General features: G+C 42.6%; 23 protein-coding genes. 2 read left to right on the forward strand and 21 right to left on the reverse strand.

Annotation, left to right across the window (positions count from 1 at the left end):
* Positions 1 to 52 precede the first annotated feature (52 nt).
* A complete protein-coding gene (ilvD, locus tag CIK00_RS16100; RefSeq protein ID WP_101769686.1) occupies positions 53 to 1894 on the forward strand; it encodes a dihydroxy-acid dehydratase in 1842 nt (613 codons plus the stop codon).
* A 4-nt stretch (positions 1895 to 1898) separates the two neighbouring features.
* Positions 1899 to 3452, forward strand: a complete 1554-nt coding sequence (ilvA, locus tag CIK00_RS16105) for a threonine ammonia-lyase, biosynthetic (RefSeq protein ID WP_101769687.1) — start codon at positions 1899 to 1901, stop codon at positions 3450 to 3452.
* Positions 3453 to 3512: 60 nt separating this feature from the next.
* On the opposite strand, the gene CIK00_RS16110 is transcribed toward ilvA, so the two are convergent.
* From CIK00_RS16110 to CIK00_RS16210, 21 genes are all read right to left on the reverse strand, one after another.
* Positions 3513 to 3887 carry a helix-turn-helix transcriptional regulator gene (locus CIK00_RS16110; protein WP_101769688.1) on the reverse strand — a complete coding sequence of 125 codons (375 nt, stop codon included), beginning with the start codon at positions 3885 to 3887 and terminating at the stop codon, positions 3513 to 3515.
* A 293-nt stretch (positions 3888 to 4180) separates the two neighbouring features.
* Positions 4181 to 6016, reverse strand: coding sequence for a glutamine--fructose-6-phosphate transaminase (isomerizing) (gene glmS, locus CIK00_RS16115; RefSeq protein WP_101769689.1), 1836 nt, complete (start codon positions 6014 to 6016; stop codon positions 4181 to 4183).
* Positions 6017 to 6052: 36 nt separating this feature from the next.
* A complete protein-coding gene (locus CIK00_RS16120) occupies positions 6053 to 6826 on the reverse strand; it encodes a DeoR family transcriptional regulator (RefSeq protein WP_101769690.1) in 774 nt (257 codons plus the stop codon).
* A gap of 234 nt (positions 6827 to 7060) precedes the next feature.
* Positions 7061 to 8419, reverse strand: coding sequence for a bifunctional UDP-N-acetylglucosamine diphosphorylase/glucosamine-1-phosphate N-acetyltransferase GlmU (gene glmU / locus CIK00_RS16125; protein ID WP_101769691.1), 1359 nt, complete (start codon positions 8417 to 8419; stop codon positions 7061 to 7063).
* Between the two features lie 249 nt (positions 8420 to 8668).
* Positions 8669 to 9091, reverse strand: a complete 423-nt coding sequence (locus tag CIK00_RS16130) for a F0F1 ATP synthase subunit epsilon (RefSeq protein ID WP_101769692.1) — start codon at positions 9089 to 9091, stop codon at positions 8669 to 8671.
* A 17-nt stretch (positions 9092 to 9108) separates the two neighbouring features.
* Positions 9109 to 10515 carry a F0F1 ATP synthase subunit beta gene (gene atpD / locus CIK00_RS16135; protein ID WP_101769693.1) on the reverse strand — a complete coding sequence of 469 codons (1407 nt, stop codon included), beginning with the start codon at positions 10513 to 10515 and terminating at the stop codon, positions 9109 to 9111.
* A gap of 32 nt (positions 10516 to 10547) precedes the next feature.
* The gene (gene atpG, locus CIK00_RS16140; protein WP_045037208.1) at positions 10548 to 11414 is read right to left on the reverse strand and encodes a F0F1 ATP synthase subunit gamma; all 867 of its coding nucleotides are present in this window, start codon (positions 11412 to 11414) and stop codon (positions 10548 to 10550) included.
* A gap of 45 nt (positions 11415 to 11459) precedes the next feature.
* On the reverse strand, positions 11460 to 13001 hold the full coding sequence (gene atpA, locus CIK00_RS16145; protein ID WP_101769694.1) for a F0F1 ATP synthase subunit alpha: 1542 nt from the start codon (positions 12999 to 13001) through the stop codon (positions 11460 to 11462).
* 16 nt (positions 13002 to 13017) lie between these two features.
* Complete coding sequence (atpH, locus tag CIK00_RS16150; RefSeq protein WP_101769695.1) at positions 13018 to 13551, reverse strand: F0F1 ATP synthase subunit delta; 534 nt, start codon at positions 13549 to 13551, stop codon at positions 13018 to 13020.
* A 16-nt stretch (positions 13552 to 13567) separates the two neighbouring features.
* Positions 13568 to 14038 (reverse strand): F0F1 ATP synthase subunit B, encoded by a 471-nt coding sequence (gene atpF / locus CIK00_RS16155; protein ID WP_101769696.1) that lies wholly within the window; start codon positions 14036 to 14038, stop codon positions 13568 to 13570.
* A gap of 82 nt (positions 14039 to 14120) precedes the next feature.
* A complete protein-coding gene (atpE, locus tag CIK00_RS16160) occupies positions 14121 to 14378 on the reverse strand; it encodes a F0F1 ATP synthase subunit C (RefSeq protein WP_012551447.1) in 258 nt (85 codons plus the stop codon).
* A gap of 65 nt (positions 14379 to 14443) precedes the next feature.
* Complete coding sequence (atpB, locus tag CIK00_RS16165) at positions 14444 to 15247, reverse strand: F0F1 ATP synthase subunit A (RefSeq protein ID WP_101769697.1); 804 nt, start codon at positions 15245 to 15247, stop codon at positions 14444 to 14446.
* Between the two features lie 8 nt (positions 15248 to 15255).
* Complete coding sequence (locus CIK00_RS16170; RefSeq protein WP_045029754.1) at positions 15256 to 15645, reverse strand: F0F1 ATP synthase subunit I; 390 nt, start codon at positions 15643 to 15645, stop codon at positions 15256 to 15258.
* A gap of 175 nt (positions 15646 to 15820) precedes the next feature.
* Positions 15821 to 16720, reverse strand: a complete 900-nt coding sequence (locus CIK00_RS16175; protein WP_101769698.1) for a ParB/RepB/Spo0J family partition protein — start codon at positions 16718 to 16720, stop codon at positions 15821 to 15823.
* An 8-nt stretch (positions 16721 to 16728) separates the two neighbouring features.
* Positions 16729 to 17523: a ParA family protein gene (locus tag CIK00_RS16180; RefSeq protein ID WP_080176187.1), complete on the reverse strand. Its 795-nt coding sequence runs from the start codon at positions 17521 to 17523 to the stop codon at positions 16729 to 16731.
* A gap of 16 nt (positions 17524 to 17539) precedes the next feature.
* Positions 17540 to 18160: a 16S rRNA (guanine(527)-N(7))-methyltransferase RsmG gene (rsmG, locus tag CIK00_RS16185; RefSeq protein ID WP_080176188.1), complete on the reverse strand. Its 621-nt coding sequence runs from the start codon at positions 18158 to 18160 to the stop codon at positions 17540 to 17542.
* A 10-nt stretch (positions 18161 to 18170) separates the two neighbouring features.
* Positions 18171 to 20060, reverse strand: a complete 1890-nt coding sequence (gene mnmG, locus CIK00_RS16190; protein ID WP_101769699.1) for a tRNA uridine-5-carboxymethylaminomethyl(34) synthesis enzyme MnmG — start codon at positions 20058 to 20060, stop codon at positions 18171 to 18173.
* 426 nt (positions 20061 to 20486) lie between these two features.
* The gene (gene mioC / locus CIK00_RS16195) at positions 20487 to 20933 is read right to left on the reverse strand and encodes an FMN-binding protein MioC (RefSeq protein ID WP_101769700.1); all 447 of its coding nucleotides are present in this window, start codon (positions 20931 to 20933) and stop codon (positions 20487 to 20489) included.
* A gap of 353 nt (positions 20934 to 21286) precedes the next feature.
* The gene (locus CIK00_RS16200; protein ID WP_101769701.1) at positions 21287 to 22054 is read right to left on the reverse strand and encodes an ABC transporter ATP-binding protein; all 768 of its coding nucleotides are present in this window, start codon (positions 22052 to 22054) and stop codon (positions 21287 to 21289) included.
* A complete protein-coding gene (locus CIK00_RS16205) occupies positions 22051 to 23091 on the reverse strand; it encodes a FecCD family ABC transporter permease (protein ID WP_101769702.1) in 1041 nt (346 codons plus the stop codon). Before CIK00_RS16205 ends, CIK00_RS16200 begins: the two co-directional genes overlap by 4 nt.
* Positions 23069 to 23986 (reverse strand): ABC transporter substrate-binding protein, encoded by a 918-nt coding sequence (locus CIK00_RS16210; RefSeq protein WP_101769703.1) that lies wholly within the window; start codon positions 23984 to 23986, stop codon positions 23069 to 23071. Before CIK00_RS16210 ends, CIK00_RS16205 begins: the two co-directional genes overlap by 23 nt.
* Positions 23987 to 24121 lie beyond the last annotated feature (135 nt).

Genomic DNA, 24121 nt, shown 5'->3' on the forward strand with positions numbered 1-24121 from the left:
TAATGACATCAGCCATCGCTATGGTGGCTGAACTAAAAAGGATTTTATTGTTATGCCTACGTATCGTTCAGCAACAACAACCCATGGTCGAAATATGGCAGGCGCACGTGCATTATGGCGCGCAACTGGGGTTAAAGACGAAGATTTTGGTAAACCGATTATTGCGGTGGTGAACTCATTCACTCAATTTGTACCGGGCCACGTACACTTAAAAGATCTCGGACAATTGGTGGCCAAGCAGATTGAACAAGCAGGCGGGATCGCCAAAGAATTCAATACTATCGCCGTTGATGACGGTATCGCAATGGGTCATGGCGGTATGCTGTATTCATTGCCATCCCGCGAACTCATTGCCGACTCAGTTGAATACATGGTCAATGCCCATTGTGCTGATGCAATGGTGTGTATTTCTAACTGTGACAAAATTACCCCCGGAATGCTAATGGCATCATTGCGATTAAACATTCCGGTGATTTTTGTTTCTGGTGGCCCAATGGAAGCAGGAAAAACTAAACTTTCAGATCAAGTGATCAAACTCGATTTAGTGGATGCGATGATCCAAGGTGCGGATCCTTCAGTTTCTGACGAACAAAGCGAACAGATCGAACGATCCGCCTGCCCAACCTGTGGTTCCTGTTCGGGAATGTTTACCGCTAACTCAATGAACTGTTTAACCGAAGCGTTAGGTTTAAGCCAACCGGGTAATGGTTCAATGTTAGCGACACACACCGATCGTGAGCAACTATTCATTAATGCCGGTAAACGTATTGTTGCACTGACTAAACGTTATTACGAACAAGATGATACCACCGCATTACCACGTAATATTGCCAACAAATTAGCGTTTGAAAATGCGATGGCACTTGATATTGCGATGGGCGGTTCAAGTAATACCGTATTGCACTTATTGGCCGCGGCTCAAGAAGGTGGAATTGATTTCACCATGGCTGATATTGATCAAATGTCACGTCGCGTGCCACAACTGTGTAAAGTTGCGCCGTCAACGCCGAAATACCATATGGAAGATGTTCACCGAGCGGGTGGGGTGTACAGTATTTTAGGTGAGCTTGATCGCGCCGGACTGTTCCACAACCAATGTCATAATATTTTGGGTGAAACCTTTGCCGAAAGCCTACGCCATTACGATATTGTCCAAACCCAATCCCAAGCAGTCAAAAATTTCTTCCGTGCAGGCCCTGCGGGTATTCGTACCACCAAAGCGTTTTCACAAAATTGCCGCTGGGATACCTTGGATGATGATCGCCAACATGGGTGTATTCGTAGCCAAGAATTTGCCTTTAGCGACGAAGGTGGGCTAGCAGTATTATCCGGCAATATGGCCCTTGATGGTTGTATCGTTAAAACCGCAGGCGTTGATGAAAGCTGCTTAACCTTTACCGGACCCGCGGTGGTATTTGAAAGCCAAGACACTGCGGTTGAAGGTATTCTTGGTGGTAAAGTCAAAGCGGGTGATGTGGTTGTTATCCGCTATGAAGGACCAAAAGGCGGCCCCGGGATGCAAGAAATGTTGTATCCAACCACCTACTTAAAATCAATGGGACTCGGTAAAGAATGCGCTCTAATCACTGACGGACGTTTCTCTGGTGGTACTTCCGGTTTATCTATTGGTCACGTATCACCGGAAGCCGCCAGTGGCGGTACAATTGGCCTTATCAATAATGGCGATATGATCGCAATTGATATTCCTAATCGCAGTATCAACTTACTAGTCGACGATGCCATCCTTGCTAGTCGTCGCGCTGATGCAGATCAACGGGGTTGGAAACCGGTTGATCGTGTCCGTCAGGTGTCATTAGCACTTAAAGCTTACGCGCTACTTGCGACCAGTGCTGATAAAGGCGCGGTACGTGATAAATCCAAGCTAGAAGGATAATATCATGGCCAATATCAAACTCGCTAGCGACCAATATTTACTTAGCGGTGCCGACTACTTACGTAATATTTTACGGGCGCCAGTCTATGAAGTCGCGCAAGTCACACCATTACAAAGCATGACTCGCCTCAGTGCTCGCATCAATAATCATGTTCAGCTAAAGCGTGAAGATCGCCAACCCGTGCATTCTTTTAAACTGCGCGGTGCTTATAACATGATGACCCAACTGACAGAATCTCAGCGTCAAGCGGGCGTCATTGCAGCATCAGCGGGGAATCATGCACAAGGGTTGGCATTATCGAGTCAAAAACTCGGGGTCAATGCCACTATCGTCATGCCGCGTACTACACCTGATATTAAAATTGATGCGGTGCGGGGTTTTGGCGGTAACGTAATTTTGCATGGTAACAACTTTGATGAAGCGAAAACTCACGCTGAAATACTTGCCCAGCAACATGGCTATACCTTTATTCCACCCTTTGATCATCCGGCTATTATTGCCGGCCAAGGTACGATTGGGATTGAATTGGTACAACAAAATGGTCATTTAGACTATGTGTTTGTGCCTGTTGGCGGCGGCGGTTTAGCGGCGGGGGTATCAGTATTACTCAAACAACTGTTGCCGGAAATTAAAGTTATCGGTGTCGAAGCAGAAGATTCCGCTTGTTTAAAAGCAGCCCTAGATGCAGGACAACCTGTCACCCTTGATCAAGTAGGCATGTTTGCTGATGGCGTCGCTGTTAAACGCATCGGCAATGAAACTTTCCGTTTATGTGAACAATATCTTGATGATGTGATCACAGTAAGCAGTGATGAAATTTGTGCCGCAGTAAAAGATATCTTTGAAGACACACGCGCGATTGCTGAACCATCAGGAGCATTATCACTGGCGGGCTTAAAAAAATACGCTGAGCAGCAACAATTACAACAACGTCATTTAGCGGCAATTTTATCAGGGGCTAACCTTAACTTTCATGGTTTACGTTATGTTTCTGAGCGGTGTGAACTAAGTGAAAAACGTGAAGGGTTATTAGCGGTCACTATTCCTGAACGCCCTGGGGCCTTTCTTGAATTTTGTCACCTTATTGGCGGGCGAGCAGTCACCGAGTTTAACTATCGCTATAACGACAGTAAATTAGCCAATGTCTTTGTCGGGGTACGCTTACTGCAAGGACAACTTGAATTGGATCAAATAATTGCAGATCTACATCAAGGGGGTTATCCAGTGATGGATTTGTCTGATGATGAGGTAGCCAAAGTGCATGTGCGTTATATGATTGGTGGCCGACCATCAAAACCCTTACAAGAACGCCTGTACAGTTTTGAATTTCCAGAATATCCCGGCGCTCTGGCTAAGTTTCTATCAACCTTAGGCAGCCAATGGAATATTAGTTTATTTAATTATCGTAACCATGGGGCTGATTATGGCCGAGTGTTATGTGGCTTTGAGTTAGCTGATCACGATTTACTCTCGTTTACCAGTCACCTACGTAAATTGGGCTATCATTGGCATGACGAGACTGACAGCACGGCATATAAATTCTTTCTCGCCCAATAATATCAACATCTGCTATATATCAAGCAGCCTTAGTGCTGCTTTTTATTTGACAATGGTTTATCAGCGACGATGGATAATTGTACGCGTATATTCCGTCATAAATTGTGCTAATTGAATGCTTTGCTGTAAAATAATTTGCCGCGCAGAATGGGGTAAACAACCAAAACACTGCACTAATTTATCGATCTCTTCTTTGTACTCACTCTCAATAATATCTAATCCTAAATCACCATAAATAAACCACGTTAATGGTCTTTCTGTTAGCTCTGATATTTCCATTAAGAGACGTACTTTAGGTTCTGTTTTCCCTGTTTCTAAATCCAAATAGGTTTGGCGAGCCACTTTCAACTGCTGTGCCATATAGACTTGAGTTAAACCTTTCCATTCTCGCGCTTCTTTGATCCGTAGCGCCATCTCTTGTTTACTATCAACCATCATTTACTCCACAAAACCGTTGTTAGCATTAGTAACTACTACTAACAACCCTTGCAGATGATACGCCAAGTTTTTCAATCTATAACTGAACAAAAATCAGACAATTAACAGTTAAGTATCACGCTGATTTTTATTTTGAATTGCAGTTCGTGATTTTTAAGAGCGTTATTCCTATTTCGCAAAAAAATCGTTACTCATGCCAATATAACTAGACCTCACATATTAATTACAACCATAAAAAAAGGTACCATTAATAGCACCTTCTTGATTACGAAAATTATAACTCAGTCGTTTTATTCAACAGTGACGGCTTTAGCCAGATTACGTGGTTGATCAACATCAGTACCTTTAATCAATGCAACGTGATAAGCCAGTAACTGCATTGGAATGGTGTAAAAAATAGGGGCAATAATCTCATCCACTTTAGGCATTGTAATGATCTTCATACCCTCACAATCATCAAAGCCGGCTTCGCTATCAGCAAATACATACAGTAACCCACCACGGGCGCGCACTTCTTCAATGTTTGATTTTAATTTCTCAAGCAAATCATTGGTCGGAGCCACCACAATCACTGGCATTTCAGCATCCACTAACGCTAACGGGCCATGTTTAAGCTCACCCGCCGCATACGCTTCTGCATGAATGTAAGAAATTTCTTTAAGTTTCAATGACGCTTCAACTGCAATCGGATAAAACTCACCGCGACCTAAAAATAACGCATGCTGTTTATCAGCAAAATCTTCAGCTAACGCTTCAATCGGTTTATCAAATGCCAATGCTTTTTCAATTTGAGTCGGCAATTGCTGCAACGCAGTCACAATTTGTTGTTCTTTAACGTGATCAATACTACCTTGCTGTTTACCTAATGCTGTCACTAACATCAATAATGCCACCAGCTGAGTAGTAAATGCTTTAGTCGATGCAACCCCAATTTCAGCACCAGCACGCGTCATAAAGGCTAAATCAGATTCACGCACTAATGATGAACCCGCGACATTACAAATCGTCATCGCTGCCATATAGCCTTTTTGTTTGGCTAAGCGCAATGCCGCTAAAGTATCTGCCGTTTCACCTGATTGAGACAAGGTGATCAACAGGCTATTGGGGCGAGTGACAAATTTACGGTAACGGAACTCTGAAGCTATCTCGACATCACAACTGACACCCGCAAGCGATTCAAACCAATACCGTGCTACCATGCCAGCATTGTATGAGGTGCCACAAGCAATGATCTGAATATGTTCTACTTTATCGAGGATCGCAGTGGCATCACTACCAATACTTTCAACGATCACATGATCATTGCTAATTCGGCCTTCCATGGTGTTGATCAATGCACTTGGCTGTTCAAAGATCTCTTTTTGCATATAGTGTCGATATTGGCCTTTATCAGCAGCATCATGCTCTACTGTCGATTCATTCACTACCCGTTCAACCGCTTGACCATTACCGTCAAAGACTGAAATTGTGCGACGTGTCACTTCAGCCACATCACCTTCTTCTAAGAACATAAAGCGGCGGGTAACGTTTAATAATGCCAATTGATCTGAGGCGATAAAGTTTTCACCCACGCCAAGCCCAATCACTAATGGACTGCCTGAGCGAGCAACAACAATCCGTTCCGGATCACGACTGTCCATCACTACGGTTCCGTATGCGCCTCGCAATTGCAATACCGTTTTTTGAACAGCTTCAAGTAAAGTCTCAGCAGAGCGTAATTCCCAATCCACTAAATGCGCAATCACCTCAGTATCCGTTTGCGAGCTAAAGACATAACCACGCTCAAGCAATAATTCACGTAATGCTTGATGGTTTTCAATAATGCCATTATGGACTAAAGCAATATGTTGGCCTGAAATATGCGGGTGGGCGTTAGCTTCAGAAGGTTCGCCATGAGTCGCCCAGCGAGTATGTGCAATACCAGTACCGCCACTTAAAGGCGTACTATCAACCGCATTAGCTAACTCTTGTACTTTGCCTAATCGACGTACACGCTGGAGTACATTATCAGTATCTACAATCGCAATCCCTGCAGAGTCATAACCGCGGTATTCTAAACGGCGTAAACCTTCAATTAGAATTTCAGCGACATCACGTTGCGCTACTGCACCCACTATTCCACACATAATAATTCCTTTACTGCTGCTTTGGTTATTCTGAGGTTATGCTTTTACGATGGCACGAATCACTCGTACCCCGTGTTGTTCAATACTTACTTTATCGTTATCACTTAAACCATCATCGGTGATCAAGGTGCTAATTCCTTGCCACGCGAGTTCAAGATTGGGGATCTTACGGCCTACCTTATTTGATTCGACCATCACCACCACTTCTCGTGACACTTCTGCCATTACTCGACTTAAGCCCATTAATTCATTAAAGGTTGTAGTGCCACGCGCAACATCAATCCCATCAGCCCCAATAAAGAGCTGATCAAAATCATATGAACGTAATACGGATTCTGCGACTTGGCCTTGAAAGGATTCAGAATGGGGATCCCACGTACCACCAGTCATTAATAACGTTGGTTCGTTTTCAAGTTCATTAAGGGCATTAGCAACTTGCAGGGCATTGGTCATTACGATTAAACCTTGCTTGCTACCCAGCAAGGGAATTAATGCGACAGTGGTACTGCCACTATCAATAATAATTCGATGATGATCGCGAATTTGATCGGCAGCGGCTTGAGCGATAGCTAACTTACACACTGAAACTTGTTCTGTTTGCTCAGTGGTAACAATTTCAGTCGGCATCGCAATCGCGCCACCATAACGACGCAACAATGAGCCCGTTACCTCTAAGGCAGCGAGATCTTTACGAATAGTAACTTCTGAAGTGGAAAAGTGATGGGCTAAAACATCAACGCTAACTTCGCCTAGCTCAGTGACCATAACGGCAATAGCATGACGACGTTGCTGAGTATTACGTTTCGACATGAAGGTTAAACAACACAATAAGTTTCGAATTGAAACTAGTATAACGCCACTAAAAAGGATCCTGCAATACTCTTTAAATAATTTTCATCACAAAATAACGCAGTGAATAAGTCATCCTGTTAGTACTAAAACATGAACTAACACCTAAAAATCAGCCATAAAAAAGCAGAGCTTAGGCTCTGCTTAATAATTTTTAAGGCGTTAAACTGACATATTTTCAGTTATAGAATAAGCCTATTTTTTGGTTGGTCGTTTCCAACCTTTAATCGTACGAGCGGGGACACGAGTGATCACAAGCTCATCTTCACCAACATTACGATTAATCGTTGCTCCTGCGCCAATGGTTGCGCCAGCTGCAACCTTAACTGGTGCAATTAGCTGAGTATCAGAGCCGATAAATACATTATCACCAATCTCAGTCTTAAACTTATTCGCGCCGTCATAGTTACAAGTGATCGTACCTGCACCAATATTTACGTTAGCGCCAATTTCAGCATCACCTAAATAGCTCAGATGTCCCGCTTTTGAACCTAAACCTAACCGCGCTTGCTTCATTTCAACGAAATTGCCCACATGAGCGCCAGTCATTAATTCAGTACCTGGACGTAAACGTGCAAATGGACCAACAGTACAGGCTTCACCAACGATAGCACCTTCGATCACGCTATAAGGACTAATAATACTGTTATCATCAATTTCACAGTTCTTAAGCACACAGCCAGCACCGATAATCACGTTATCACCAATGCTAACGCTACCTTCAATGATCACGTTAACATCGATTTCAACATCAGTTCCACACTGTAGCGAACCACGTAGATCAAATCGAGCAGGGTCACGTAACATCACCCCTTGTTCTAATAATCGTTCAGCTTGCATGCCTTGGAATGCACGCTCAAGACGCGCTAATTGAACACGATTATTCACCCCTTCAACTTCAATCGCTAACGCAGGATGCACAGCTTCAACAGCGCGGCCTTCGTTATGGGCAATCTCAATAATATCAGTCAGGTAATATTCACCTTGGGCGTTTTCATTCTTAAGTGAAGATAACCAGCGTTTAAGATCGCCACTATTGGCAACCATCACCCCAGTATTGATTTCTTTAATTAGCTTTTGCTCTTCCGTGGCATCTTTTTCTTCAACAATCGCCACTACCGGACCATTACGACGCATAATACGACCATAGCCCGCTGGATCAGCGAGTACAACAGTAAGTAGCGCAATACCACCACTAGGTTGAGCATCAAGTAGGTTTTCTAGTGTTTGTGCACTGATGAGCGGTACATCACCATATAAGATTAATGCTTTCTCATCATCAGCAAGGTTTGGTACTGCTTGATTAACCGCGTGCCCCGTACCAAGTTGTTCCGCTTGTAGTACCCAATTAACATTTTCGTTAGCTAACACTTGCTGCATGGCATCGCCGCCATGACCATAAACAAGGTTAATGCTGCTTACACCAATATCATTACAGGTATCGATAACATGTTTAACCATTGGCTTACCAGCAAGGGTATGAAGCACTTTAGGTAAGTTAGAGTACATACGGGTGCCTTTGCCCGCGGCAAGAATTACAGCACTAAAGCTCATGATGAATATTCCTCTGAATGCATATATGTTTATATATTCCTATTGTACCTGTAGATACACATAGGGTTAAGATGATCTGCATGTTTTAACTAAAAAATAACTCATTAAAAAATACGTTATAAATAACATTTACTGCTGTCTATTTAAAAACAAACCAGAACATTTATCATCATAGCCTATTGTTATTATTATTTTTCATATAAAAAAAGCGACCCTAAGGTCGCTTTTTATAATGCGGCTATTAAATGACTAGCGGGCACGCTTGGTCAATTCAATAACGCGTAGCTGAGCAATTGCTTTTGCTAGATCACTGGCTGCTTGGGCAAAATCGATATCACCATGCTGATTATGAATTCTCTCTTCAGCTTGGCGCTTTGCTTCTTCAGCTTTCGCAGTATCTAAATCAATACCACGAATAGCAGTGTCAGCAAGTACGGTTACGATACCAGGTTGTACTTCAAGCATGCCGCCAGAAAGATAAATAACCTCTTCTTTGCCGCCTTGCTTAATAATACGCACCATACCGGGAGTAATCGCACTCAACAACGGCGTGTGACCGGCATGAATACCGAGTTCACCTTCGCTACCAGTTACCTGAATACTTTCAGCACGGCCAGAAAACAAACGTTTCTCAGCACTGACTACATCCAAGTGAAAGGTTATCGCTGCCATATTGCCTCCTAATTAGCTTACAGTTTTTTGGCGTTTTCTAATACGTCTTCAATCGCACCACAGTACATAAATGCCTGCTCAGGGATATCGTCGTATTCACCGCCTAAAATACCTTTAAAGCTACGTAACGTATCTTTAAGTGATACGTAAATACCAGGTGAACCGGTAAATACTTCTGCTACGTGGTAAGGCTGCGTTAGGAAACGTTCAATCTTACGCGCACGAGATACAGCTTGCTTATCTACTTCAGATAGCTCGTCCATACCAAGAATTGCGATAATATCTTTCAGCTCTTTATAGCGCTGTAGTAAACTTTGAACGCCACGCGCGATGTCGTAATGCTCTTGACCTACTACCAATGGATCAAGCATACGAGATGTTGAATCCAATGGATCGATCGCAGGGTATAGACCTAGCGATGCGATTTGACGCGAAAGTACAACCGTTGCATCTAAGTGAGCAAACGTTGTTGCTGGTGATGGGTCAGTCAAGTCATCAGCAGGTACGTATACCGCCTGCACAGAAGTGATAGAGCCTGACTTAGTTGATGTGATACGTTCTTGTAACACACCCATCTCTTCAGCAAGTGTTGGCTGGTAACCTACCGCAGAAGGCATACGACCCAATAATGCCGACACCTCAGTTCCCGCTAGGGTGTAACGATAGATGTTATCGATAAATAACAGTACATCACGACCTTCATCACGGAAACGCTCAGCCATTGTTAAACCTGTCAAAGCAACACGTAGACGGTTACCTGGAGGCTCGTTCATCTGACCGTAAACCATTGCTACTTTTGATTCTTCAGGCTTCTCAAGGTTAACAACCCCAGCGTCCTGCATTTCAAAGTAGAAATCGTTACCTTCACGCGTACGCTCACCTACACCAGCAAATACTGATAGGCCTGAGTGTTGAAGGGCGATGTTATTGATAAGCTCCATCATATTAACGGTCTTACCTACACCAGCACCACCAAATAGACCGATTTTACCACCTTTAGCGAACGGACAAATAAGGTCAATAACCTTAACGCCAGTCTCTAATAGTTCGGTTGCATTTGATTGCTCTTCGTAGCTTGGCGCTGGACGGTGAATAGCGTAACGCTCTTGCTCACCGATTTCACCACACTCATCAATGGGTTGGCCTAGAACGTTCATGATACGTCCTAGTGTTGCTATGCCCACTGGTACTTCAATAGGGTGGCCTGTATTTTCTACAGACAAACCACGACGTAAGCCATCAGAAGTACCCATTGCGATACAACGCACAACACCACCACCAAGTTGCTGCTGAACTTCCAGTACTAACGTACCTTTTTCCATCGCATCAACATGTAGGGCATCATATACTTTGGGTACAGAGCTCTGTGGAAACTCTACGTCGACTACTGCACCAATGATCTGGACGATCTTACCTGTAGCCATCGTTAATCCTCTAAACTTATTAATTCTTTGCCTTAAACAGCAGATGCACCAGAAACGATTTCTGATAATTCTTGTGTAATCGCCGCCTGACGGGCTTTGTTATACACAAGTTGCAAGTCATCAATCAGATCACCTGCGTTATCCGTTGCAGCTTTCATTGCCACCATTCGTGCCGCTTGCTCACTGGCAAGGTTCTCAACCACACCTTGATACACTTGTGATTCAACATAACGAATCAATAAGGCATCAAGTAATGGTTTTGGCTCGGGCTCATAAATATAATCCCAAGAATGGCTGCGCTGCATCGCTTCGTCTTCTGACTTAGGCAAAGGCAACAATTGATCAATCACCGGTTCTTGCACCATGGTATTTACAAACTTGTTGTATACCAGATACAAACGATCTAATTGACCTTCATCATATTTCTTCAGCATTACGCCAACAGTACCGATCAGTTCATCAACCGTTGGTGAATCACCAAGGCCAGAAACCTGAGCCGTTACGTTACCGCCGTAGTTATTAAAAAAGGCCGTTGCTTTCGCACCAATTAGCGCGAGATCAACCTCGGCACCTTTTTCAGTCCAAGTCTGAACATTATTAATGGCTTGTTTGAATAAGTTAATATTCAAACCACCACACAGACCACGGTCAGTAGAAACAATGATGTAACCGACGCGCTTGGCTTCACGCTCTTCGAGATAAGGATGTTTATACTCAAGGCTACCAAGGGCGAGGTGACCGATCACTTTGCGCATAGTTTGTGCGTATGGACGTGATGACTCCATAGCTTCTTGCGTTTTACGCATTTTAGAAGCTGCCACCATTTCCATCGCTTTGGTGATCTTCTGTGTATTTTGAACACTACCGATCTTATTACGAATCTCTTTTGCGCTGGCCATCGTCACTCTCCGTTAGAAGGTGATCGCTAAGCGATCACCAACCAATTACCAAGTTTGGGTCGCTTTGAAATCTTGCAGCAGTTTCGAGAACTGCGCTTCGATCTCATCGTTATAAGCACCCGTTTTATCAATTTGAGCTACTAACTCAGCAAATTGACCTTTGGCAAATGAAAGCAACGCAGCTTCAAAATCAGCTAGCTTGGCAATTTCAACATCGCCAAGGAAACCTTTTTCAGCAGCAAAAATAACAATAGCTTGCTCAAATACAGACATTGGCGAGTATTGCTTTTGCTTCATCAACTCAGTCACTTTTTGGCCGTGATCAAGTTGCTTCTTGGTTGCATCATCAAGGTCTGACGAGAACTGAGCAAACGCTGCTAGTTCACGGTACTGTGCTAGGGCAGTACGAATACCACCAGAAAGCTTCTTGATAACTTTAGTTTGGGCAGCACCACCTACACGCGATACAGAAATACCTGGATCAACCGCTGGACGAATACCCGCGTTGAACAGTTCTGTTTGTAGGAAGATTTGACCATCAGTGATAGAGATAACGTTAGTCGGTACGAATGCCGATACGTCACCAGCTTGTGTTTCAATGATAGGTAACGCGGTTAAAGAACCTGTTTTACCTGTCACTTCACCGTTCGTAAATTTCTCAACATAGTGCACACTAACACGTGATGCACGCTCAAGAAGACGAGAGTGAAGGTAGAAAACATCACCTGGGAATGCTTCACGACCCGGTGGGCGTTTTAGCAATAGTGAGATTTGACGATAAGCAACGGCTTGTTTAGACAAGTCATCGTATACGATCAGTGCATCTTCGCCACGGTCACGGAAGTATTCACCCATTGCACAACCTGAGTAAGGTGCAAGGTATTGTAGTGCAGCCGCTTCAGAAGCAGATGCCACGACAACAATGGTGTTTTCTAACGCGCCGTGCTCTTCAAGTTTACGAACCACGTTCGCAATCGTTGAAGCTTTCTGGCCAATAGCCACATACACAGAGTAGATACCAGAATTTTTCTGGTTAATGATGGCATCGATAGCCATCGCGGTTTTACCCGTTTGACGGTCACCGATAATCAGCTCACGCTGACCACGACCGATAGGGATCATCGCATCGACTGCTTTGTAACCAGTTTGTACCGGTTGATCTACAGATTTACGATCGATTACACCTGGTGCAATTACTTCAACAGGAGAGAATATCTCTGTTTCAATTGAACCTTTACCATCGATAGGTTGACCAAGGGTGTTAACAACACGCCCAAGTAACGCCGGACCAACTGGTACTTCAAGAATACGACCAGTACCAGTTACCTTCATGCCTTCTTGTAGCGAAGCATAAGGGCCCATAACTACCGCACCTACAGAGTCACGCTCAAGGTTAAGTGCTAAAGCGAACAGGCCGCCGGGTAGTTCAATCATTTCACCTTGCATTACATCGGCAAGGCCATGGATTCGAATAATACCGTCGCTTACAGAAACGATAGTACCTTCGTTACGCGCTTCACTTACAACGTTGAAGTTTTCAATACGTTGTTTGATCAGTGCGCTAATTTCCGTGGAATTAAGTTGCATGCTCCAATTCCCCAAATCAAGACAGCAAAGTATCGCTCAGACGGTTCAATTTTCCCCGTACAGAGTTATCGATAACAAGGTCTCCAGCTCTAATTACGACCCCAGCAATCAGGGTCTCGTCTACACTGCAGGTCAACATCACTTTACGTGCTAAACGCTGCTCAAGTTTGGCGCTAATCGCATCTAATTGGCTTTCATCAAGAGCAATGGCAGATATCACCATAGCTTCGATAGTTTTTTCATGCTCATGTTTCATCAGCATAAATTCACCATAGACATCAGGTAGCGCATTGAGGCGTCCATTTACGGCCATCACTTTAATTAAGTTATGGCCGAATTCGTCGAGTTGCTCACCGCACACTGAAACAAAAATTTCAGTGAGCTTATCAGCGGCATAGCCACTATCAAGAATATCTTGCATAGTGTCATTGGTTGCCACAGCGCTAGCAAAAGTTAGCATTTCTGCCCACGATGCTAGTTCGCCTTTCTCGACCGCAAAGTCAAATGCTGCTTTAGCGTAGGGGCGTGCGATAGTAGTCATATCCGACATGTGCTTGCCCCTTTAATTACAGTTCTGCAGTGAGTTTATTAAGAATATCCGTGTGCGCTTCCATATTGATGGAACGACCAATGATCTTCTCAGCGCCAATCACAGCTAGAGTTGCAACTTGTTTTCTTAACTCATCACGAGCACGATTACGTTCAGCGTCAATTTCAGCCAGACCTTGAGCAAGAATTTTCTCACGTTCAGCTTGGGCTTCAATTTTAGCCTCATCGACAATTTGAGCTTTACGCTTATTTGCCTGTTCAATCAGCTCACTCGCGGCGCGTTTCGCTTCTTTCAATTGATCAGAAGCATTAGCTTGTGCAAGGTTCAGGTCTTTGGCAGCGCGATCTGCAGCAGCCAAACCGTCAGCAATTTTCTTCTGACGTTCTTCAATCGCTTCCATAATTGGCGGCCATACATATTTCATGCAGAACACGACAAACAAGAAGAAAGCGATAGCCTGACCCAGCAAAGTTGCATTCATATTCACAACGCATCTCCTTAAAAAGGGTTGCTAGGGTCCATTAACTCTGGAGTCAGCCTTCTTGAGAAAGGCTGATCACAGCGGTTTATTAGCCAGCTAGTTGGCCAACAAATGGGTTTGCGAATGTGAATAGCAACGCGATTACGATACCGATCATTGGAACGGCGTCCAATAGACCTGCGATGATGAACATCTTAACTTGCAGCATTGGCGCCATTTCAGGTTGACGTGCAGCGCCTTCAAGGAATTTACCGCCAAGAATTGCGAAGCCGATCGCTGTACCAAGGGAAGCAAGACCTACAATGATGCCCACGGCAATTGCAGAAAAGCTTAGTAAAGTTTCCATCACTATCTCCAGTTTATAGTTTCGGCTAAAGTGCCAATAAAAAATCTAAAATTTACAAATAATCGTTAATGATTGTCTTCATGTGCCTGAGACAGGTACACGATAGTTAACATCATGAATACGAATGCTTGAATTGTAATGACTAGGATGTGGAAAATAGCCCACGGTACCGAGCCTAGCCATTGAGCCCACCACGGCATCAACGCCGCGATAAGAATAAACACCACTTCACCAGCAAACATGTTACCGAATAAACGCATACCTAATGAAATTGGCTTCGCAATCAACGAGACCACTTCAAGTAGTAGGTTAAACGGGATCATAATTGGGTGATTGAACGGGTGAAGAGCCAGTTCTTTTGCAAAGCCGAGCAGACCTTTCACTTTGATGCTGTAGTAAATCATCAATGCGAATACGCCTAACGCCATTGCCATAGTGATGTTAACGTCAGCACTTGGAACCACTTTTAAATAAGGGATCCCAACACTTTGTGCGGCATACGGAAGAAAATCAATGGGCAAAAGGTCCATGATATTCATCAGTAAAATCCAACAGAAAATAGTTAGTGCTAACGGAGCAACAAGTGGATTGCGGCCATGGAAAGTATCTTTAACGTTGGTATCAACGAATTCAACCACCATTTCAACAAAACATTGTAACTTACTTGGAACTCCTGATGACGCCTGTTTTGCTACCTTACGAAATACCCATAAAAAGAATAATCCGGTCAGAACAGAAAAAACAAGGCTGTCGATATTTACCGTCCAAAAACTTCCTTCACTCGCTAAACCAAACTTATCTGTCGATAAGTTAGTTAAGTGGTGAGTGATGTAGCTTGACGGCGTTAGCGCTTCACCTGGCGCAGCCATAACTGATCCTATTTGTTGTTGTTAATGAATAAAACCGGTCCGAAAATATTAATACCAAGGACCAGCAAATAGGTTAGTTGGAGGGGAACAAGTTCCACCCCTTTATACAGGTAAGCCGCGGCAAAAAGGATGACTGTTATGAGGATTTTAAGCACTTCTCCGCCATAAAATGACGCCATGACTAATCGTGCCTTCCTGGCACCACTATACATAAACGCACACATAGCAAACACGGTATTGGCAATTATAAAAATGCCACCACCGATAAGTGCAGAGATTCCCCAGTCAACATTGACAGCGAAGACTGCCGTTAATGCCGTAGCTACTACGACGCCAGATTGTAGTAACAACAACCGTTTTGCCAATTGGCGTCCCGGTTTCACTAGCGCCGATACCATGTATTCGTTCCTCGAGTCCATTCCTCGACACATGAGTGCAGGGGAAATACAGCGAAAATTATACGACTGAACAGATTGAATGCAATCTTATTGCAGCAAAAAAAACATTTATATTTTACAACAAAATAACCTAACAACTTGCGGTGATTTTTGAATTAAAATTACCGCGAGCAGATCACAGTTCGTGACCTAGCATTGCAAGAATTTGCGCTAATTTATCTTGTTGATCAAAATTAATAACGATTTTACCTTTACCATTTTTATTTTGGTTAACGGCAACTTTGGTACCAAAACGCTCACTCAAACTTAACTGTAATGCGACAGTCTGTGGTTGTGGTGCTAACTTAGCTGGCGTTTCAGTTGGATTTAACAGAGTTTTGACTAGCTTTTCAGCCTCACGCACAGTTAACAACTTATTGATGATAATTTGTGCTGCAGCTAACTGTTGTTGGTCATCTAAGGACAATAAAGCCCTTGCGTGACCCATTTCTAATTGTTTTTGTTCAACCAATTGTTTAACCGCATCAGACAATTGATTCAATCGCAGTAAATTAGAAACCGCAGCGCGAGATTTACCTACAGCATCAGCAACTTGTTGATGAGTTAATGAAAACTCTTGTTGTAAACGCTCTAAAGCACGCGCTTCTTCAATTGCATTCAGGTCTTCACGTTGAATATTTTCAATTAACGCGATTGCAACGGTAGCACGATCATCAACATTTTTAATGATACAAGGCACAACCTGTAACCCAGCTTGACGAGCCGCTTGCCAACGTCGCTCACCCGCAATAATTTCATAACTTTGGCTATCAATACGGCGTACAACAATTGGTTGAATCACACCTTGTGCACGAATTGAATTAGCGAGCTCAGTAAGAGCATCCGCCGCCATCACTTTTCGAGGTTGATATTGACCTGATCTAAGCGCAGTAACCGCAATTTGACGTAATTCGCCATCCATTGCCGCTTGTTGTGATGCATTATCATCACTTTGTTGTTTTCTAGCTTGAGCAACATTGCTGGTGGCTAAGAGGGCATCAAGGCCTTTGCCTAAGCCTCGTTTATTGAAATTCATGTAAAACCTTACGCTTCAACCGAAGTGGCTTGTAATGCTAATTCATCACGGCGAATCATCTCACCGGCCAGCGCTAAATACGCCTTAGCACCACTAGAATATTTGTCATAATACATTGCTGGGCGACCATGACTTGGTGCTTCAGCAAGACGCACATTACGAGGAATAACAGTACGGTAGACTTTATCACCGAAATGTTTTTTAAGCTGTTGTGATACTTCATTTGAAAGGCGGTTACGCGGATCAAACATCGTCCGTAATAAACCTTCAATTTTCAGTTCACTATTAACCACAGCGGTTAACTTACTGATGGTATCCATCAATGCAGTTAGGCCTTCAAGCGCAAAGTATTCGCACTGCATCGGGACTAAGACTGAATCAGCTGCCGTCATTGCATTGATAGTTAATAAATTTAAAGATGGCGGGCAATCGATAAAAATATAATCATAATTATCACGCACCGGTGCTAACGCATTACGTAACCGAGTTTCACGCGCAAACACTTCCATCAATTTAATTTCAGCTGCAGTAACATCACCATTAGCAGCTATCAGATGATAGCCACCAGTGGTTTCGTTGATAACAACTTGATTAAATGGAGTTTCATCGACTAAAAGATCATAAGCTGAGGATTCGACTTGGTATTTGTCGACCCCACTGGCCATGGTAGCATTACCTTGAGGATCTAGATCGATCACTAATACTTTACGCTGCGTAGCAGCCAATGAAGCAGCCAGATTGACGCATGATGTTGTTTTACCAACACCACCTTTCTGATTTGCAACAGCTATGATTCTTCCCACAAAAAAACCTCAACAATTAATCTTTTGCCGTTAAAACAACTAAATGACGTTCACCATCGAGCTCAGGTACTTGCAAAGATTTAACTTCAACGACAGTACACCACTCAGGTAGCTCAGAAGCTTCCTCTTGGTGATATTGACCCTTAAGAGCAAAAAATTGACCACCTGGTTTTGGTAAATGGTGACACCAATTGACCATGTCTGACATTGAGGCAAAGGCTCGACTTAGTACTGCATCAAAACCTTCACCAGGATCAAACTCTTCAACTCGACTTTGAACTGCGGTGACATTGGTAATTTTTAGCTCATGGATCACTTGGCGAATAAATCGAATCCGCTTACCTAAACTATCAAGTAACGTAAATGATTTATTAGGGCACATTATCGCTAACGGGATCCCAGGTAAACCAGGACCCGTACCAACATCAATGTAACGCTCACCATCTAAATATTGGCTCACCACAATACTATCCATAATGTGTTTAACTAACATTTCATTAGGATCGCGCACAGATGTTAAATTATACGCTTTATTCCACTTATCCAGCAGTTGCACATAACCAATCAATTGATCGAGTTGTTGTTCTGTGACCTGTAGGTCAGTTTGAGCGATAAGTTGTATTAAACGTTGTTTCATTACTTACCCCTTATTCGCCTTTTTTAAGCAAACCGTGTTTTTTCAAATATACCAATAGCAATGAGATTGCCGCAGGTGTAATACCTGAAATACGTGATGCCATACCCACCGATTCCGGTTTAGCATCATTCAGTTTGATGACCACTTCATTCGATAAGCCTTTCACTAACGAATAATCAAGATCAAACGGTAATTTAGTCGTTTCATGACGTAATGATTTTTCTACTTCATCATGTTGGCGATCAATATAACCTTGATATTTAATCTGCGTTTCAACTTGCTCACGCGCTTCGATGTCTTCGTGTGCTGGTGCAAACGTTTCGATCGTCGTTAATGATGCATAAGTTACTTCGGGGCGACGAAGAAGATCTTCACCATTTGCTTCACGCACGATCGGCGACTTAAGGATCTTATTTAAACTCTCAATGTGATCTGAATTTGGATTAACCCAAATATCTTTCAAACGTTGACGTTCTTGTTCCATATTTTCTAATTTTTGGTTAAAACGCGCCCAACGATCATCATCAACAAGTCCTAATTCACGTCCCATTGGCGTTAAACGTAAATCAGCATTATCTTCACGTAACAACAGGCGGTATTCTGCGCGTGAAGTAAACATACGGTAGGGTTCTTTAGTACCGATGGTTGATAGATCATCAATCAATACGCCCATGTATGCTTGATCACGACGAGGACACCAGCCTTCTTTGTCTTGCGTTTGCAATGCTGCGTTCATACCCGCCATCAGGCCTTGAGCTGCCGCTTCTTCATAACCCGTTGTGCCGTTAATTTGGCCCGCAAAGAACAATCCATCAATGTGTTTATTTTCAAAGGTTTGTTTAAGATCGCGTGGGTCAAAGAAATCATACTCAATTGCATAACCAGGACGCATAATTGTGGCATTCTCAAAACCTTTCATTGAACGCACAATTTGGATTTGAACATCAAACGGTAAGCTTGTTGATATACCATTTGGATACAGTTCATTGGTGGTTAAGCCTTCAGGCTCAATGAAAATTTGGTGACTGTTTTTATCTGCAAAACGCATCACTTTATCTTCAATTGATGGGCAGTAGCGTGGGCCAATACCTTCAATTACACCGGCATACATTGGGCTACGATCAAGGTTATTACGAATAACCTCATGAGTACGCTCATTGGTGTAAGTAATAAAACATGGAATTTGACGAGGATGATCCGATTGTTTACCCATAAACGAGAATGTTGGGGTTGGATTATCACCATGTTGGGTTTCAAGCACGCTAAAATCGACACTACGCGCATCAATACGTGGCGGAGTCCCTGTTTTTAAACGATTAACGCGTAATGGAAGTTCTCGTAAACGATCCGCTAATGCAATCGATGCTGGATCACCAGTACGACCACCACTGTAGTTTTCTAAACCAATATGAATCTTACCGCCTAGGAATGTTCCTACGGTTAATACCACCGCTTTCGCGTGGAATTTTAAACCCATTTCAGTAACTACGCCTGTTGCGCGGTTGTTTTCAACAATCAAATCTGTCACAGCTTGTTGGAAAATCATTAAATTTGGCTGATTTTCTAATACATTACGTACTGCTGCTTTGTAAAGTGCACGGTCTGCTTGTGCACGGGTTGCCCGTACTGCTGGGCCTTTGGAAGAGTTGAGCGTACGGAATTGAATTCCGCCTTTATCGATAGCATGTGCCATCAAGCCACCAAGGGCGTCAACTTCTTTAACCAGGTGTCCTTTCCCGATCCCGCCGATAGCTGGGTTGCACGACATTTGGCCCAACGTATCGATATTATGGGTCAATAGTAAGGTTTTTTGTCCCATTCGGGCAGCTGCCAGTGCCGCTTCTGTACCGGCATGACCACCACCCACAACGATGACATCAAATTTTTCCTGGTAAAACATGGAACTTCCTCAGGTATTTAAATAGCCAATGTGTTAACTAGAGCAAAGGGCGGACATTCTATCCTGTTTCTTGGCAAGAGAGAATCTTTCATCAAGATCATTTGATCACTGATTTACGTCGCTTAAATATATTTAAGATCTTTTTAAAGAGATCTTCTATTAGATCTACTATTAGGATCCACTGATCGTGTGGATAACCGATAAATGATCCTTATGATCATGCATTTAAGGACGATCATTTGCTGTGGAGTAGCTTGGATCTTCCAGAGGATAGGCTGGGATCAAAATGGCTACTTATGCACAGGGGCTTAGGAGGCTATAAGTTATTCAAGGGATAACTATGGGTTGATCACCGTTTAGATCTATAGTTATCCACAGATGAAAGTATTAAATAGGATTACTAATTGAGTAACTATTGAGTATTTTTTAATCATTAATTGAATGTTGCCACTCTTCAAACCATATTTCAGCGGCATCTTCAGGTACTGGTGTTATAGAAACATCAATATCAAGTCGTTCACCAAGTTGAGTTGCACCTAATGTGAGTAGTAGCGCTTGAATTTTTTTACCTGCAGCACAAAAAGTATCGTAGTTACTGTCCCCAAGCCCTATAACGGCGAATTTTAGCTGATTAAGAGTAGGTTTTTGATGGGTAAGCGCGTTAGCAAAGGCGACAAAGTTATCTGGATAATCACCGGCACCGTGAGTTGAGCAAATAATAAGCCAAATTGTGTCTTGGTTTAGTTGTGCTAACTGAGGTTGATTAGTGATATTTGCTTGATGACCTTGTGCTGTTAATAAATCAGCTAAATGATCGGCGACATATTCAGCACTACCAAGCGTGCTCCCAGTGATTAGGGTAATAGTTGACATAATTGGCCTCAGATTGGTGTTTGATGGGATCATTGTGATGAAACAGTGAATACCTAAATGAGATTGTACTGAGATCAAACCCTATAAAGATAGCTTTTATGGCATAACTCATCGCTTTTATTCACTAAAAATCGCTTTTTTTTATCCACTAACTAATGATGGGGATTAAAGAGGGAAAAAATGTGGGTATTTATACTAAAAAATGAAGGTTTAGAGTGGGTAAGAAGATCTTGGTGGTCGTTAATCATAAATGGAAGTCCATCTTAAATGATGATCTTACCCACATGATCCCCTTATTATTCACACAGGGTTATGATCTTCAATTATTTCGATCATAACCCTGATCAGGTTGATTAAATGATCTTATGTTGACGCGGCAAAATAATGATTTTTTGATTGTCTGGATGTTGAATAACACTAACATTATGATGATAAAGTTCAGTAATTTGATGTGGTGTTAATACTTTTTTAGGGCTATCAAAGGCAATTTGTTGACCGTGTTCAAGCAGTAATAAACGATCGCAAAATGTAATGGCAGTATTAAGGTTATGGATGGCAATCAGTGCACTTTTTCCTTGTTGGCAATGGTGACTAAGAATATTAAGTAATAGTGATTCATGGCCAATATCAAGGCTTGCTGTTGGTTCATCAAGCAGCATGATGGTGGCATTTTGAATTAATAATCGTGCAAAATGTACTCGTTGTTGCTCTCCACCTGAGAGTTGATTAATGGGGCGTTTTAATAATGGTGTTATTTCTAACTCACTAATAATATTGGTTATTTCTTGGTTTGATAACGATGTTGATTGATGATGACCATAATGAATAATATCTTGAACTAGAAATCCAAAGGCGGGTTCGGTGTGTTGGGGTAAATAACTTAAGTACTGTGCGCGCTGTTGATGACTGTAACTATTGAGAGGGCGTTCAAATAAAGAAATATTACCGCTATTAGGGGATATAAAACCGCTGAGGCATTTAAGTAAGGTACTTTTTCCTGCGCCGTTAGGACCAATAATACCGACGAGTTCTCCTGGATTAATGGCAAAGTTAATATTCTGCAATAATGGTTGTGATCCTTGGTAATAACTTAATTGTTTGATCACAAGTGGTGGGATCATGCTTGTAGGCCTTTATATTGGCTGCGTATTAGCAGAGCGATAAAATAGATCCCACCAATAATTGCAGTGATAATCCCTGTTTTTAATTCATTCGGTGCAATAACCGTTCGAGCAATAAGATCACATGCAAGTAAGAACATAGCGCCAAATAATGCCGAAAAGGGTAATAAAATACGATTATTTGGTCCTACCAGTAACCGGGCTAAGTGCGGCACAATTAAACCAATAAAGCCGATTGGACCGGCAACAGCGATCGCCATCGCGGTAAGAAGGGTGGCTAGTAGTAATAATATTCGTCGGCTGTTGCGAACATTGATCCCCATTCCGTGGGCATTTTGTTCACCTAAAGCGAGTAAATTTAAGGTTTGACCATGGCGCAATAATATCCATGCTGCAATGATAATAATGGGGGTTGGCCATAATAATTGTTGCCATGTACGCCCATCTAAACCGCCCATGGTCCAGAATACAAACTCACTCACTTCATATTGCTGAGCAGTCAAAAGCATCCCCATAGTTAAGCCTCCCAATAAACTTGATACTGCTAATCCTGCGAGAATAATAAACAATCCATGTTGTTGAGTTTGACGGGCTATCAAATACACAATCGTGGCTGTTGTTAATGCGCCAATGGCAGTAACAAGAGGTAATAATGCGGGGTTGATGACGGTTAAACCACTGACTATTGCCACCACGGCAGCAAAACTACTGCCTGCACTAATGCCAAGGATATCTGGGCTTGCCAGAGGATTTCTAAATAAACCTTGAGTACAAGCACCCGCTAACGCTAACGCACTCCCTGCTAATATTGCCGCGCAAGCTCGTGGTAATCGAATCTGTAAAATAATGGCAGAAGCTAACGGATACTGCTGTTGTGCTAAGGCTTCTCCACCATGGATATAACTGACTAACATCGCAAAAATATCGTGAATGGGAATAGCGACTGAACCCAAGCTAAGATAAATCATTAGCAGTCCCAGTAACGCGATTAATGCTAACAATCCTTGGGCGGGTTTACTGTATTGATGAACTATCATGGGGTTGATAAACCTTATGATTAAGGTAGATGATCGCATCTGCAATATATTGGCTATCAGTTGAACGTAATGCGTGCGGTAAACTAATAATTTTTCGATCACGAATAGCGGTTAATGTTTGTAATGCGGGATCGTGTAATAACTGTTGTCTAAAGCCATCACTATCTGAGCCAGGAATAATAATTACATCAGGGTTAAGTGCTAACAGTTGCTCTTTAGCGATCGGGACTTGACCAAATTTATCGCCACTATTATACGCAATCACATTGTTGAGTTGTGCTTGGTTAATAATCGTATTAACGGTGGAATTATGGTTGCTGGATGCGCCCCATGGCGTGTATTCAATGGCTGTCAGTTGTTTTTCTGGAATAATAATTTGTTGTTTAAGTTTATCGTTCATTTTATCAACTAACGCGATTGCTGCTGTATTTTGATTAATGAGTTTGCCAACTAATAAAATATTTTTTTCAATATTCTTGAGGCTATAAACGGTTTTAATGACAAAAACGTTGATACCTGCAGCGCGCAACTGGGCTATTTTAGATCCATCACTCCAACTAGCGACAAATACTAAATCTGGGTGTTCAGCAATAATTTGTTCAACATTCAGGTCGCGTAATGGCAGGGTCGTTGGGATTTTATCGGCAATGATTGAATAAGTCGGATCCTTACTTAAGCGACTTAAACTGGTGATGTTTTGTAATGGTAATAGCGCCATTAATACTTGATCACTGAACATGCTTTTAGAGTCAATGTGAGCGGGTATTTTAGTTAATGTCAGTGATTGCTGACTGGCATCGATGACGGTTATTGGATATGAGGTTTCGGCACTCAAACAGGCTGTACTGGTGCATAAGCAGCCTATAAAAAATAAGTTTTTAAGTCGTTGATACATAATTTTCCATATGCTGCTAATGGTAAGCTGGCATCATCTTTGGCAAGCAAATTTTGCGAACATAGTTAGTGATTTTTTGAGCGCTGTCAATGACCGTCTTCTGTTAGAATTGGGCTTATTTGTCGAGGAATAACA

This window comes from Photobacterium carnosum, assembly GCF_002849605.1.
In the GTDB taxonomy this organism is placed as follows: Bacteria; Pseudomonadota; Gammaproteobacteria; order Enterobacterales; family Vibrionaceae; genus Photobacterium; species Photobacterium carnosum.